The 13,176-nt window shown below is 50.2% G+C and carries 12 protein-coding genes and 1 pseudogene; 6 read left to right on the top strand and 7 right to left on the bottom strand.

The window, feature by feature from the left end; genetic code table 11:
* Positions 1 to 3 precede the first annotated feature (3 nt).
* Together AC0L73_RS07730 and AC0L73_RS07725 are read left to right on the top strand one after the other, a co-directional pair.
* Positions 4 to 1,175, top strand: a pseudogene (locus AC0L73_RS07730) (M20 aminoacylase family protein).
* A 40-nt stretch (positions 1,176 to 1,215) separates the two neighbouring features.
* A complete protein-coding gene (locus AC0L73_RS07725) occupies positions 1,216 to 2,007 on the top strand; it encodes an enoyl-CoA hydratase (protein ID WP_473655253.1) in 792 nt (263 codons plus the stop codon).
* 21 nt (positions 2,008 to 2,028) lie between these two features.
* Here the strand turns inward: AC0L73_RS07725 and dgcA are convergent, their stop codons facing one another.
* The 5 genes from dgcA to AC0L73_RS07700 all read right to left on the bottom strand — a co-directional run bounded on the left by dgcA (position 2,029) and on the right by AC0L73_RS07700 (position 7,216).
* Entirely contained in the window at positions 2,029 to 3,015 is a 987-nt protein-coding gene (gene dgcA / locus AC0L73_RS07720) for an N-acetyl-D-Glu racemase DgcA (RefSeq protein WP_473655252.1), read from the bottom strand.
* On the bottom strand, positions 3,012 to 4,013 hold the full coding sequence (dgcN, locus tag AC0L73_RS07715; RefSeq protein WP_473655251.1) for an N-acetyltransferase DgcN: 1,002 nt from the start codon (positions 4,011 to 4,013) through the stop codon (positions 3,012 to 3,014). Before dgcN ends, dgcA begins: the two co-directional genes overlap by 4 nt.
* 35 nt (positions 4,014 to 4,048) lie before the next feature.
* Positions 4,049 to 4,639: a gamma carbonic anhydrase family protein gene (locus tag AC0L73_RS07710; protein ID WP_227952713.1), complete on the bottom strand. Its 591-nt coding sequence runs from the start codon at positions 4,637 to 4,639 to the stop codon at positions 4,049 to 4,051.
* A 72-nt stretch (positions 4,640 to 4,711) separates the two neighbouring features.
* Positions 4,712 to 6,496: a putative bifunctional diguanylate cyclase/phosphodiesterase gene (locus tag AC0L73_RS07705; protein WP_227952715.1), complete on the bottom strand. Its 1,785-nt coding sequence runs from the start codon at positions 6,494 to 6,496 to the stop codon at positions 4,712 to 4,714.
* Between the two features lie 345 nt (positions 6,497 to 6,841).
* A complete protein-coding gene (locus AC0L73_RS07700) occupies positions 6,842 to 7,216 on the bottom strand; it encodes a c-type cytochrome (protein WP_473655250.1) in 375 nt (124 codons plus the stop codon).
* Between the two features lie 252 nt (positions 7,217 to 7,468).
* On the opposite strand from AC0L73_RS07700, the gene AC0L73_RS07695 reads away from it, so the two are divergent.
* Positions 7,469 to 8,242: a DUF6969 family protein gene (locus AC0L73_RS07695; protein ID WP_473655249.1), complete on the top strand. Its 774-nt coding sequence runs from the start codon at positions 7,469 to 7,471 to the stop codon at positions 8,240 to 8,242.
* A 63-nt stretch (positions 8,243 to 8,305) separates the two neighbouring features.
* Positions 8,306 to 9,436 (top strand): SpbR family protein, encoded by a 1,131-nt coding sequence (gene spbR, locus AC0L73_RS07690; RefSeq protein ID WP_227952720.1) that lies wholly within the window; start codon positions 8,306 to 8,308, stop codon positions 9,434 to 9,436.
* A 59-nt stretch (positions 9,437 to 9,495) separates the two neighbouring features.
* Here the strand turns inward: spbR and AC0L73_RS07685 are convergent, their stop codons facing one another.
* Positions 9,496 to 9,984 carry a thioesterase family protein gene (locus AC0L73_RS07685; RefSeq protein ID WP_227952722.1) on the bottom strand — a complete coding sequence of 163 codons (489 nt, stop codon included), beginning with the start codon at positions 9,982 to 9,984 and terminating at the stop codon, positions 9,496 to 9,498.
* A gap of 104 nt (positions 9,985 to 10,088) precedes the next feature.
* Between AC0L73_RS07685 and AC0L73_RS07680 the strand changes: the two genes are divergently transcribed.
* Both AC0L73_RS07680 and AC0L73_RS07675 read left to right on the top strand, forming a co-directional pair.
* The gene (locus tag AC0L73_RS07680; RefSeq protein WP_227952725.1) at positions 10,089 to 11,486 is read left to right on the top strand and encodes an FAD-binding oxidoreductase; all 1,398 of its coding nucleotides are present in this window, start codon (positions 10,089 to 10,091) and stop codon (positions 11,484 to 11,486) included.
* 41 nt (positions 11,487 to 11,527) lie between these two features.
* On the top strand, positions 11,528 to 12,232 hold the full coding sequence (locus AC0L73_RS07675) for an HAD family hydrolase (protein ID WP_227952727.1): 705 nt from the start codon (positions 11,528 to 11,530) through the stop codon (positions 12,230 to 12,232).
* A gap of 13 nt (positions 12,233 to 12,245) precedes the next feature.
* Here the strand turns inward: AC0L73_RS07675 and AC0L73_RS07670 are convergent, their stop codons facing one another.
* The gene (locus AC0L73_RS07670; RefSeq protein WP_473655248.1) at positions 12,246 to 13,052 is read right to left on the bottom strand and encodes a pentapeptide repeat-containing protein; all 807 of its coding nucleotides are present in this window, start codon (positions 13,050 to 13,052) and stop codon (positions 12,246 to 12,248) included.
* Positions 13,053 to 13,176: the final 124 nt, after the last annotated feature.

The raw sequence follows: 13,176 nt of genomic DNA, 5'->3' as shown, positions 1-13,176 counted from the left end.
AAGATGCCTGTCAATAACCGGATTGCGGAGACTCATAGCGAGATGCAGGCGTGGCGGCGGGATCTTCACCAGCATCCCGAGCTTTGCTTCGAAGAACGCCGGACAGCGGCGATTGTCGCAGAAAAGCTGCGGAGTTGGGGCATCGAAGTTCATGAAGGCATCGGAGTGACCGGTGTTGTTGGTGTCCTGAAAGGGCAAGGGACAAGTCCCCGCACTATCGGCATTCGGGCCGACATGGATGCGCTCCCGATGCAGGAAGAGAATGATTTCGACCACAAATCCACCATAGACGGGAAGATGCACGCCTGCGGCCATGATGGCCATACGGCAATTTTGCTGGGAACTGCTAAGTATCTGTCCGAGACACGAAACTTCGACGGCACCGTGCATTTTATCTTCCAGCCTGCGGAAGAGGGGGTGGGGGTGGTGACGCCATGGTCAAAGACGGTCTTTTTGAGCGATTCCCTTGTGATGGTGTGTATGGCCTTCATAATCAGCCCGGTATGCCGCGTGGCACATTCAATGTGCGGACGGGTCCGATAATGGCGTCGGCCGATACTGCGGAGATGAAGATTACAGGCAAAGGCGGGCATGCGGCCTATCCGCATCTGACCAATGACCCGATCGCGGCCGGAGTGCAGCTTTACACAGCCCTTCAGACGATTGTGGCACGCAATGTCGGTCCGGTCGAAAACGCCGTGGTCAGCGTCACCCAATTTCAGGCGGGCACCGGCATCAATATAATTCCGCAGGAAGCGAAACTTGCTGTGTCTATCCGGGCGATGACGGCTCAGATACGTGATCAAATAGAAGCCCGTGTGCAGGAAATTTGCGCGGGAGTGGCGGCGACGCATGGTGTGGAGATAGACCTCGATTATCAGCGGCGCTATCCAAGTGTTGTGAATCACGAGAAAGAAACGCAGATTGTTGCGCGCGCCGCGACCGAGGTTGTAGGGCATGAAAATGTGAATATGGAAACGCCAATCCGCATGGGTAGTGAGGATTTTGCTTTCATGCTGGAGGCGTGCCCCGGTTGTTACTTCTTTCTCGGCACCAATGATGAAACGCATTTTCAGGCGGTGCATCATCCGGAGTTTGATTTTAATGACGAGGTGCTATCGATTGGTGCCAGCATATGGGCGCGGCTTGTCGAGCAGCAGCTGCCACGCCAGTAAGAACTTTTTTCAGATGAACTTAAAATAAGGAAAACAAAAAATGTCTGATGTACTTCTTGAAAAAATTGAAGATGGGATTGCGACCCTGACTATGAATCGGCCGGAGGCGCGCAATGCTTTCACGCGAGAAATGATGGATGGATTGAGCGAGAGTCTTGCTCGTCTTGCGAAGGATAATTCAGTTCGTGCTGTTGTGCTGACGGGGGCTGGCGGTGCATTCTGCGCAGGTGGTGATGTGAAGGGATTTGCCGCGAATGCAGGTGCGAAGGTCAATCTCGATGAGCGGATCCAGGATTTGCGCGAACGGATGGAGGTAAGTCGCCTCCTTCACGAGATGCCGAAACCGACGCTTGCTGTGATTCCCGGTCCGGCTGCGGGAGCAGGGTTCTCACTCGCTATGGCATGTGACATGCGGATCGCGTCGGATGATGCCAAGATCACCACGGCTTTTTCAAAAGTCGGTCTTTCCGGTGATTTTGGCGGTTCTTATTTCCTGACCAAGCTTCTTGGAGAGGCCAAGGCAAAAGAGCTATATTTCACTGCGGATGTGGTCCTCGGCAAGGAGGCCGAAGCCATCGGTATGGTCAATAAATCAGTTCCGGCGGATGAGCTTCCCGCCGCCGCCGCCGCCATGGCAAAAAAGCTTGCCAGCCTTCCGACCGTTGCTGTTGGCTATATGAAGAAGAATATCAACACAGCGTCCGAAGGGACTTTAAGTGAAGTGCTGGACTGGGAAGCAAACCAGATGATCCGGTCTTTCGAGACAGAGGATCATCGAGGGGCTGCTGTTGCTTTCGTCGAAAAACGCAAGCCAGAATTCAAAGGCCGCTGAACCGTCGAGGGAGTGGGGGTACTACCCCCACAATTCCCGTGATGGTGGATGCATGACATTCCCGTCGAACTGAATGCCGTGCTCGCGATCTTTTTCAAGCAGCAGCGGACCATCCAGATCAACGAAACGTGCGTAGGACGAAAGATACATCGCAGGGGCCATAGCCAAGCTAGTCCCCAACATACATCCGACCATGACACCAAGACCGAATTCCCTTGCGGCTTCTGCCAGTAGCAGCGCCTCTGTCAGTCCGCCGGTTTTATCGATCTTGATATTGATATAGTCATAGAGTTCGACGACATCATCGAGAGTGGCCGTGTCATGAGCGCTTTCATCGGCGCAGATCGGAACGGGTCTCTCCATGTCACCAAGTACCGAATCTTCGCCGGCGGGCAAGGGTTGTTCGATCAACTCGACCCCAAGGTCGGCCATTTTGGGGCAGAATTCCCGCATCATATCTACGGTCCAGGCCTCGTTCGCATCAACAATCAGTCGTGTGCGCGGCGCTGCATTACGCACCGCAGCCACTCTTTCCAGATCACCTTCACCGGCCAGTTTGAGCTTGAAGAGCGGACGACTGCTATGCTTCTTCGCCGCCGCCGCCATATTCTCCGGGCTATCGAGTGACAGGGTATAGGCTGTAACGGTCGGTCCCGGCGCGGGAATGCCGGCAATTTCGGCAATGCTTCTGCCGCTTTGTTTCGCTTCCAGGTCCCAGAGAGCGCAATCAATCGCATTACGGGCGGCCCCGGACGGCATGACAGTCAACAGACCGTCCCTGGTCAATCCATCGGCGATATAATCGCGAACAGATGAAATTTGGCCAAGGACAGATCGGATACTCTCGTCATAGCGGGCGTAGGGAACGCATTCTCCGCGCCCTGTAACGCCATTATCGGTAATTTCCGCGACAATAACGTCGGCCGAGGTTTTTGCCCCCCGGCTGATCCTGAAACTACCCGCAATCGGCCAGCTTTCCGATCGCGCTACAAGCTGCCGCTTTGTCATGACAGATTATCGACTATTGACGCTGTCCCGTCCTTGAAAGGATCCACTGTCGGCAGCCCCAGTTCTTTTTCGATCTTTGCCAGATAGTCCATCCGCTCCGATTCTTTAAGACCTGACGTGTTGACTGCAACGCCGACAAATTCTGCATTTTTGTTTGTCAGCCGTGCGGTGGTAAGGTTCAACTCCATGCAAGTTTTAAGGTCCGGCAAAGGCTGATGCGGCAGTCCGCGCATATGAGTGCGTGTCGGTTCATGGCAGAGAATAAGGGCATCGGCCTGAGCTCCATGTAGAAGCCCGAGGCTGACACCAGCAAAGGATGGATGAAAGAGAGAGCCTTGCCCTTCGATAATATCCCAGTGATCGGCGTCATTTTCTGGTGATAGTTCTTCGACTGCACCAGAAATGAAATCAGCAACTACAGCATCAATGGAGATGCCAGAGCCGGCAATGAAAATACCCGTCTGCCCCGTCGCACGGAAATCTGCATTCATGCCTCTAGACCGCATTTCTTTTTCGATCGCGAGGGCGGTGTACATCTTTCCAACAGAACAATCTGTTCCGACGGCGAGAAGTCGTTTCCCTCGGCGCGGCGTTCCTTTTCCAGTTGGCAGGCTACGCGACGGATGACGGACATCAAACAAGGCACGGCCGTTTCGCTCTGCGGCGGCCCGAATTTCAGGAACGTCTCCCAAGCGAATATGCAGGCCACTTGCGATATCCATGCCGGAATCAAGTGCTTCGACGATCACAGAAATCCAGTGATCCGGCAGAAAACCGCCGGAGTTCACGATGCCAACCACCATGGTTTTTGCGCCGTTTTCTATTCCCTCGGCGATGGTCATGTCCGCGATGCCAAGATCGGCGACGCATCCGTCCAGCTTCAACTGGCCAACGCACCATTCGGGACGCCAGTCGACAATACCTTTTGCTGTCTTTGCAGCCAGTTGATCGCCCACATCCCCAAGGAACATGAGATAGGGATTTTGCATTTCCGTCATATCGCCTCTCAATAAATTAATAGCCCAATTTAAATTCAGTTTTGCTGTTCAAGGGCAGCTTGTTCATTCTGAAGTTTTTCCATTTCATTCTGCATTTCCTTCCGGCATTCGTCTGACGCCCACTCGCGATGTTCATCGCGTGTGAAGGCAAGTGCGTTGCGATAATACATGAAGGCGTTTAACCGGCAACGGGCATAATTATTTTGTGTCCGAACGACCTTGCCCGGCGTTCCCATGACGATGGAATTATCCGGTATGACTGTTCCTTCTTTCAGAAAACTATGCCCCGCAATGATACAGTTATTCCCGACAACACAGCCATCCATGATGGTCGTGTTGATGCCGATCAGACAGTTGTCGCCGATTGTGCAGCCATGCAATGTACAATGATGTGTGATGGAACAGTGTGAGCCGACAATAGTGCCCGTTGACTCACCAACATGAATCATAACGAAATCCTGAATATTGGTATATTCTCCGATCACGACTTCCTTGGATTCGGCGCGAATGACTGTGTAGGGCCAGAGCGATGCGCCTTTTTCAATGCGGACCTTGCCATAAATCAAGGTGCTGGGGTGAAGGTAGGCGGCGCTATTAATGGTGACGTCAGGACCGAATTCCGACATGCGTAACTCCCTTGTTTTTGGTTATTCTCAGGGATATCTGCAGCGGCGTCAAACGGAGTTTAACCGGGAAGGCTAATTCAGTTCGTCTTTCCAGGGCTGTGTCGTGAACCAGGCATTAAATGTATCCAGATCGATCGGTCGGCTCATGAAATAGCCTTGCGCAACATCGCAATCGAGGGCCTCTAGGATTTTCCATATCTGCGCATCTTCCACACCTTCCGCAACCACTGAAAGCCCGAGACTTTTTGCGAGGTCCAGCAAAGTGCGGACAATCACTTCGTCATCGGCGACATGCATCATGTTCATGACGAAGCTCTTGTCGATCTTGATTTCGTCAACCGGGAGGCGACGTAAGTAAGCAAGTGAGGTATATCCCGTTCCAAAATCGTCAATTGAAAGGCAAACACCCATTTCATGCAGGCGGGTTACGATTTCTGTTGCCCGATAGACATCCGAAATGATGGCGCTTTCCGTGATTTCCAGTTTTAGAAGTTCTGCAGGGAAGCCAGTCTTCTCCAACTGCTTTGCTACCATATCCGGGAAGGTGGGATTATGCAGAATCAGAGCTGAGATATTGACTGAAACCGAGAGCTTTTTCCCTTCAGCGATCCATCGGCCACCCTGATGGATCGCTTCATCAAGAACCCATTCTGTCAAGGCCTCTATTGAACCTGAACCTTCGGCCAGCGGAATGAAGCTGTCCGGAAAGATAAGGCCTTGTTTGGGGTGCATCCACCTGACCAACGCTTCGACACCGATTACTTCTTGATCGCTGATCCTGACAATCGGTTGGTAATTCAGCAGGAGCTGGTTGTCTGCGACAGCTTCCGGCAAATCCTGCGCTAGTCGCAATTGCTGACGGCGCTCAAGGTCGTCCTCATGGGTGTAGACTGTATACGGCGTCTTATCGCGCTTCGCGGCATAAAGTGCTGATATGGATTTATGTAGCAGTCCATCCGCTGTGTCATGATCATCGAGTTGGGCCAGACCGATGGTTGCACTCACGTCCGTTTTCTGACCATCAATAATGTACGGTTTACGGATTTCACTCATCAGTCGCGCAGCAATATTGTCTGTCTTCGTACTGAAATCCTGATCAACAGCGAGAAGGGCAAATTCGTCATCGCCAAGTCGTCCAACGATTGAATTATTGGGGGCGAATTTAAAAAGTCGTTTGGCAACCGTTTTTAGAACCTCGTCACCAAAATCATGGCCACGGCTTTCGTTCAATTCTTTGAAGCTGTTTAAATCGAGAATGATCAGGGAGACTGATTTTTTCGCGTTATGCGCTTTCTCTATTGCTTTTGCCATGCGCACGCGGAACTTGCTGCGCCCAGGCAGAGCCGTCAATGGATCTTCCTCAATAAAGGCGGAAAGCTCCAATTCAAGGATTGCCGTTCGGTTATTCAATTTACACAGACGATCTGAATTGAAGAGGGCCGTTTCCAATCTCTCCGCTGAGAGATCTTTACTGGCGATATTCTCTGAAGCGCCCGCGCGCAGGAAATTGAGCGTTCCATCGATAACGATCACTGGCAGGAACGGCGGCTTGCTGGAGACCTCTGTTAGAATTTCCGTGTATTTACAATCGCCCTCTGCGCCGTCAATGATAATGCAGTTGTAAACGCCAGCAGCAATGTCTTTCGCAATGGACTGGCTGTAATTTCTTTCCTGGGCAGCGACAGGAATGCTGACGTCGTAGCAGAAGTTAAGGATATGGTCGTGTGGTTCAAGGATCAGCAGCCGCAATTTGCTATAGTTCAGTTTAAGCGCAGGTCCATATGGCTCCGCAGATCGATTGACCTCGGCGGGATCACGGCCCGAAGGTTGTTGCGATACCAAACCTCTTGTATTCAATGGACTAATTCTCTATCGAAATAATTATTTACAGATTTCTACGCGGCAATAGCTGTTGCATTGTAGATAACGTATAAACTTACTGTGTAAAGAAGGTCTTAACTTTTTAAAATGGTTGGCGATATCACGCCATGCTCGCCACCCTGACGCCAGCAAGGCGCCAACAAACGATTTATGTATCGCTTTATTGTCGTGAATAGGGGCGAGATTATGTTGTATTTAAAAAAAACTGCTACCTTAGAGTCGAATACTCCACGATAGCAGGCTGTCAGCTCAGCAACTAAATATTGTTGCGCTGAACATCTCGGATATATTCAGAATTGAAGATTGATCTGGAATGTAGCTCTACTGAAAAGTTTTTAAGTAAGCGATAAGATTATCCCGATCACTTTCTTTTTTGAGGCCTGCGAAGCTCATCTTCGTGCCTTTGACGAGAGCTTTTGGCTTCTTCAGATATTCATTCAAAGTTGCTTCATCCCAAGTCAGATCTGCATTTTCCATGGCCTTTGAATATTTGTATCCTTCAGCGGAACCGGATTTTTTTCCGACAATGCCAAACAGGTTCGGGCCAATCTTGTTTTTGCCACCTTGTTCAATTGTGTGACATGCCTTGCATTTTTTAAAGACTTTCTCGCCTTTCCCTGCGTCGCCGTCTGCGAATGCCGAGGTCGCGGCAAGAGAGATAGCCAGAGAAACTCCTAAGGTTGCCAATTTAGTCATTTTCATGGTTTTTCCTTTCACCATTTACTTGTAGGCATCGATATTTCGATGATGGAATAACATAGTTGGATTGGGTGGGATAGAGGCATAGTGTCGCGCTTGAAGTAATGGCTCAACACAATCCATCACCTTCTCGTGAAAGAGTGTTTCGCCGTGTTGTCCATCGTCTATATTGGCGGCGTAACAAGCGCTCCGGCGGTATTGAAATGGACTTATCGGATTCCGCTTGGTAATGGAGGAAGAGGGCATAGAATGAACAAGATGAGTAATCTTGAAAATAATATAGCAAGTGGAATGATAAATACGTCAAAAGAATTACGCACCGCATTGAGGGCATTGCCGCCGGAACGGCTTGCCCGGATGAATGCGGCAGCGGACGAAATTCTGGAATGCTACCGCGTCCTTAAAAAGGGCGATACGAATATCGTTGGCGAAATTCTGAAAGGGCAAGGGACATTCTATGAGTGGGACCACTACCCGGAAGGGGATGTCTATGACAGCGAGACCCATGCACAGTATTACTATCATGCACATCGTGAGGAAGAACATGGACATTTTCATACATTCCTACGCAAAAAAGGAATGAGTGAAGGTGTGTCGCCGGTGTCCTACGATGGGGATGCCGAATGGCCAACTGAAGAAGATGAAATTATCTGCCATTTGATTGCCATATCAATGGATAGTGCAGGTTTTCCTGTTGCGTTATTTACTACAAACCGCTGGGTGACCGGGGAGAACTGGTACGATAAGGCAGATGTCATCGACATGCTCGATGGATTTATTATTGATCATTGCTCGCCGTCCTGGCCGGCAAACCGTTGGCTAACCGCTATGTTGGGGCTGTTTCGTCCGCAGATTGAGCAGCTGATAATCGCCCGTGATTTGAAAATCAACGAATGGCAATCAAAAAACCCTGATCTGGATGTGTTTGAGGATCGGGATCTAGAAATTACCAGTTACCTGAATATAGCTGTTGAAGATCAGATCCGTGCCGTTAAAGAAGTCATTGAAGGGCGAATGGATTAAGGAAATATTAATATAATTTGGCCAGAGTGATGCTTCCTAATAACTTAAAACACTGGAGCCAATGTGTCTAATAACGGTTCTTTAAGCCCTGCGGATGTCGAACGACTGCTTAACGATCGATCTGCCGCCGCGCGCGCGGAAACAGTTGAAAAGATCGCGGGTAGTATGACAGACACGGGCTTCAGCGAGACAGAACGTCGCGAAGCCGAGGAAATATTCCGCATTCTTGTGAGTGATGCAGAAGTTCTAGTGCGCAAGACACTGGCGGAAACCTTAAAGTCGGTTCCTGATCTGCCGCACGATATTGCGAAGACATTGGCGAGCGATATCGCCGATGTAGCAACGCCTATGCTCAGCTTCTCTAGTGCACTCACCGATGAAGATCTATTTGACATCATAAGTTCAAAATCCGATTTGCATCAGATGGCGGTAGCGAGCCGTGAAGTCGTATCCGAAGCGGTTTCCGAAAAGCTGGCGGATAGTGGATCTGAAGATGTTGTGGCAACGCTTATGCAGAATGGTGGTGCAGAAATCTCCGATGCCACCTATGAAAAGGTGCTCGACCAGTTTGGCGAGAGCGAGAAGATACAGGCGCCAATGGCGCATCGGAGCAAATTACCGATTACGGTTACTGAGCGCTTAGTGACGATGGTGTCGGATAAGCTCCGTGAGCATTTGGTGACACATCACGAAATGTCCCCCGGCATGGCAACCGACCTCATTTTAGAAAGCCGTGAAAAGACTATGATCGGCTTTATCAAGGATGGCGCTAGCCATTCTGACCTTGTTGATCTGATTGATCAGCTTCATGAGAACAATCGCCTGACCCCGACAATTATCTTGCGGGCTCTTTGTGTTGGGGACGTTGATTTCTTTGAAACAGCCATGGCGAAATATTCGAATATCGCGGTTTCAAATGTGCATATTCTTGTGACTGATGCAGGCGGCAACGGGCTAAAACAGCTTTGCGAGAAATCCAATATCCCCGGCGGTTTGCAGCAAATCATGAGAGTTGGGCTGGATGTTGCCAATGAACTGGATTTCGACGGTACACCAGGAGATCGGGAGCGCTACCGCAATCAGGTTATCGAACGCGTTTTAACTCATTTCCAAGATGAGTTCGATGGCGAGAATGTCGACTACTTGATCGCTAAGCTGGGTAATAGTTCAGCTGCCGATAGTCAAGCTGCCTGACCTACCGCACAGACAATCAGAGTTCTTTATGAAACACCGCCACATTGGGCGGTGTTTTTTTATGATTTTCGCCGAATACCAATCACAGCGCCGGCTTGCTTCGGCAAAGGATCGCCCGCAAACTGGTCTTTATGTTTTTGCAGGTTTGTCTGCAAATTCTCCGGCATGGGCGCTGCTTTTGGCCCATCCTTTGTACTTAGATGCATGATCATCTGCTCGGAAGTTGCGGCGAGGAAGCCTTTGTCGCGGTGGCGCATTTCCAGAAAAAGATGCATTCGCTTTTCGTCACAATCCAAGACCCGTACATACATGTTCAAAGCATCACCCTCATGTACCTCCTGGATATAAGTGACGTGCGTTTCCAGCACATAGACGGTGCAGTTAGCTGATTGACGATACTCCCGGGTAAGCTCAATCTCATCGAGAAAGTCATCCAGAGCATGGTCGAATATCAACACGTAATATGCCACGTTCATGTGTTTATTGTGATCGATCCATTCTGGGCGGACAGTTTGCTCGTGGATCAGAGGCATGGAGGTTTCGTTCATTATCAGTCCTTAATTCTTCTTCCTTTAAATGGACGGCAGGTTATATGATACTGTCAAAGAAAGTGGCTGACCACCCCAGTCGGCAGAGCAAAGAGGGAGCTATCATGACGAGCAGACATCCGGAGATGGATCAGGTGATTTCCAAACTAATGGAAATTCTCGGGCCGCGCTGCTCAACTGCCGCTGCTGTTCGTGAACAGCATGGCAAGGACGAAAGCTGGCATTTTCCAAAGGCACCGGACGTTGTCTGTTTTGCCAGAAGCACAGAAGAAGTCTCCCAGATTGTGTCTATCTGTGCTGCACATAAGGTCCCTGTAATACCTTTCGCGGCAGGCACCTCGTTGGAAGGGCATGTAAATGCTGTTTCAGGGGGTGTTTCGATTGACCTAAACGAAATGAACGAGATTTTACGGGTGAGTCCTGAAGATCTGGATTGCACGGTACAGCCGGGAGTTCGGCGCAAGCAACTCAACGAATATCTGCGCGATACCGGCTTGTTTTTTCCGATTGATCCGGGTGCGGATGCTTCTATTGGCGGCATGGCGTCGACCCGGGCGTCGGGAACAAATGCGGTTCGTTATGGCACGATGCGGGAAAATATTCTTAGTCTTAAGGTGGTGCTCCCCGATGGGCGCGTCATCTCGACTGGTCACCGGGCCAAGAAGAGTGCCGCGGGCTACGATCTCACTAAACTCTATATCGGGTCGGAGGGGACGCTTGGCGTCATTACTGAAATTACGCTCAAGCTTTATGGAATTCCTGAAGCAATATCAGCGGCGACAGTCTCGTTCCCGGATATCGAAGGGGCCATTCAGAGCGTGATCCTGACAATCCAGAGCGGTATTCCAGTCGCGCGGATTGAATTGCTGGACGAAGTGCAGGTGGATGCGGTGAACCGCTATTCAAATCTTGATCTCACGGTGCAGCCAACGTTATTCCTTGAGTTCCATGGGAGTGATGCCTCCGTTAAGGAGCAGGCAGAGCAGGTGAGCACAATCTGCTCTGAGTTCGGTGCGCAAGGATTCAAATGGACGACACAGGCGGAAGAACGAAGCAAGCTCTGGCAAGCCCGTCATGATGCTGCCTATGCGGCGATGGCGCTTCGCAATGGCGCGCAGATTTGGGCAACGGATGTTTGCGTTCCCATTTCACGCCTTGCCGATTGTATTCTGGAGACCAAGAAGGATCTCGCCGACAGTTTCCTTGTGGCGCCTTTGGTTGGACATGTGGGGGATGGCAATTTCCATCTTTCCTTCGTCATCAAGAAGGAAAACCCTGAAGAACTGGAGGAAGCGGAACGGCTCAACAGCCGTCTGATCGAGCGGGCATTATCCATGGATGGCACCTGCACGGGGGAGCATGGCGTCGGCCTCGGCAAGAAGAAATATATGTATATGGAGCATGGGGAGGCCGTCGATGTTATGGCTGCGCTAAAACATGCGCTTGACCCGGATAACATTATGAACCCTGGTAAGATAATTCCAGACCGGGCAGCGGAATAATTACGGATATCCAGCACGCAGTTTAAAGATTGATCCGCGAAATGGTTTCTAACTCCCTGACAGTTATTGGTTTCGATGCCGATGACACCCTTTGGCAAAACGAATATTTTTTCCGCATGACGGAGGAAAAGTTTGCCGCGATGCTTAGCGACTTCGCCGAAAGCGACCATATAACAGAACGCCTGCTGGAGGCGGAGCGCCGAAACCTCGAATTCTATGGATATGGTATCAAGGGATTTACTCTATCGATGATAGAGACGGCGATAGAAGTAACAGAGGACAAGGTGCCGGCCTCAGTGCTGCATGATATCTTGCGCACTGGACGGGAAATGCTGCGCCATCCGGTTGAAACGCTGCCAAATGTTCGGGAAACCCTCTTGGAGTTGCAGGGGCGGTATCAGTTGGTACTGATTACCAAAGGTGACCTGTTCGATCAGGAGCGTAAGCTGGCCCAGTCAGGACTTGGAGATCTCTTCGACGATGTTCAAATCGTTAGTGAGAAAAATCAGGATACTTATCAACGAATTTTCAGTACAGCCGGGCGATCACCGCATGAAAGCATGATGGTGGGGAATTCACTTAAAAGCGATGTAATTCCGGTGATTGAGGCTGGTGGCGTTGGGGTTCACATTCCCCATGATTTAACCTGGGTGCATGAGCATGCGGAGCCGCCGGAGGGAAACTCCCGTTTCCATAGCATAGAACATCTTGGTGAACTGCCGGAGTTACTGATAAAGCTGACTTAGCGTTAGCGCAGAACTACGGTGTGCATTCCTTGATCTTGAGCTTGTTGGGCAGGATGGTTTTGTTATCACCACATGCGTTGTCCAGCTGTTCCTGTTCCAATCCTGTCACATCTTCCAGATTCGCGCCGGAAAGATCGGCGCCCCAGAAGGACGTATTTGAGAGCCGAGCGCCTGATAAAACAGTATTTGTTAAATGCGCGCGGTAAAAATTTGCGTGTCTCAGGTCTGTCTCTTCAAGGCGGGCATCCGTTAAATCTGCGCGAGTGAAATTTGCGTCGTTCAGTTCCGCCCTGGTCATAATAGCACCGGACAAGTTTGCCCGCTTGAAATTTACCTCTGTTACCTTGGCATTGCTAAAATTGGCATTCGTTAGATTGGCGCGTTTAAAGTAGGCCTTTCGGATATCAGCTTCCTGAAACTTTCCACCTTCCACGTCCGCGCTGTCAAAGTCTGCACTTCGTAAGTCTGTGCGCCGGAGGTTTGCATTGGTCATTTTGGCCTTTTCCATATCCGCATCCTGCAGGATAGCATACTCAAGATCGGCAGAGACAAGTGTTGCCTTCTCAAGATCGGACCGGCGCATGTCCGTTTCCGTTAGATTAGCCCGGCTGAGATTTATCTGTTTCAATACGGAATCGCGTAAATTCGCGCCCTTAAGATAAGATTCGCTGAAATCCTTATATTGTAGCTTTGCCCCTCGCAGGTCGCATCCACCGCAGCTCCCTGTTTCTGTCAGTTTTTTGATATCTTGATTTTCAAACGCACTCGCGCTGGCAATTCCAACGAAAAGAATGATGGCGCTTAACATTGAGGCTCTCATAAAGGACGCTCCCGCAATAATTTAGTCTCGACTTCACTTATGTCATGAATTAGTGGGTAATATGATGAATTCAATCTACCTCGATGTTTGACAGGATAAAATACGCCTGTCACTATTTAACAAA

Source organism: Sneathiella sp. D3-11 (assembly GCF_055809395.1).
The sequence above is the reverse complement of the archived record's forward strand: the minus strand, read 5'-3'. Positions and strand labels throughout refer to the sequence as shown.

Bases quoted from the DNA above. Each gene is read 5' to 3' on its own strand.
- AC0L73_RS07685 (WP_227952722.1), bottom strand. From the start codon at position 9,984: ATGAACGAAACCTCCATGCCTCTGATCCACGAGCAAACTGTCCGCCCA.
- AC0L73_RS07670 (WP_473655248.1), bottom strand. From the start codon at position 13,052: ATGAGAGCCTCAATGTTAAGCGCCATCATTCTTTTCGTTGGAATTGCC.
- AC0L73_RS07695 (WP_473655249.1), top strand. From the start codon at position 7,469: ATGAACAAGATGAGTAATCTTGAAAATAATATAGCAAGTGGAATGATA.
- AC0L73_RS07700 (WP_473655250.1), bottom strand. From the start codon at position 7,216: ATGACTAAATTGGCAACCTTAGGAGTTTCTCTGGCTATCTCTCTTGCC.
- AC0L73_RS07710 (WP_227952713.1), bottom strand. From the start codon at position 4,639: ATGTCGGAATTCGGTCCTGACGTCACCATTAATAGCGCCGCCTACCTT.
- AC0L73_RS07675 (WP_227952727.1), top strand. From the start codon at position 11,528: ATGGTTTCTAACTCCCTGACAGTTATTGGTTTCGATGCCGATGACACC.
- AC0L73_RS07725 (WP_473655253.1), top strand. From the start codon at position 1,216: ATGTCTGATGTACTTCTTGAAAAAATTGAAGATGGGATTGCGACCCTG.
- AC0L73_RS07680 (WP_227952725.1), top strand. From the start codon at position 10,089: ATGACGAGCAGACATCCGGAGATGGATCAGGTGATTTCCAAACTAATG.
- dgcA (WP_473655252.1), bottom strand. From the start codon at position 3,015: ATGACAAAGCGGCAGCTTGTAGCGCGATCGGAAAGCTGGCCGATTGCG.
- dgcN (WP_473655251.1), bottom strand. From the start codon at position 4,013: ATGACGGAAATGCAAAATCCCTATCTCATGTTCCTTGGGGATGTGGGC.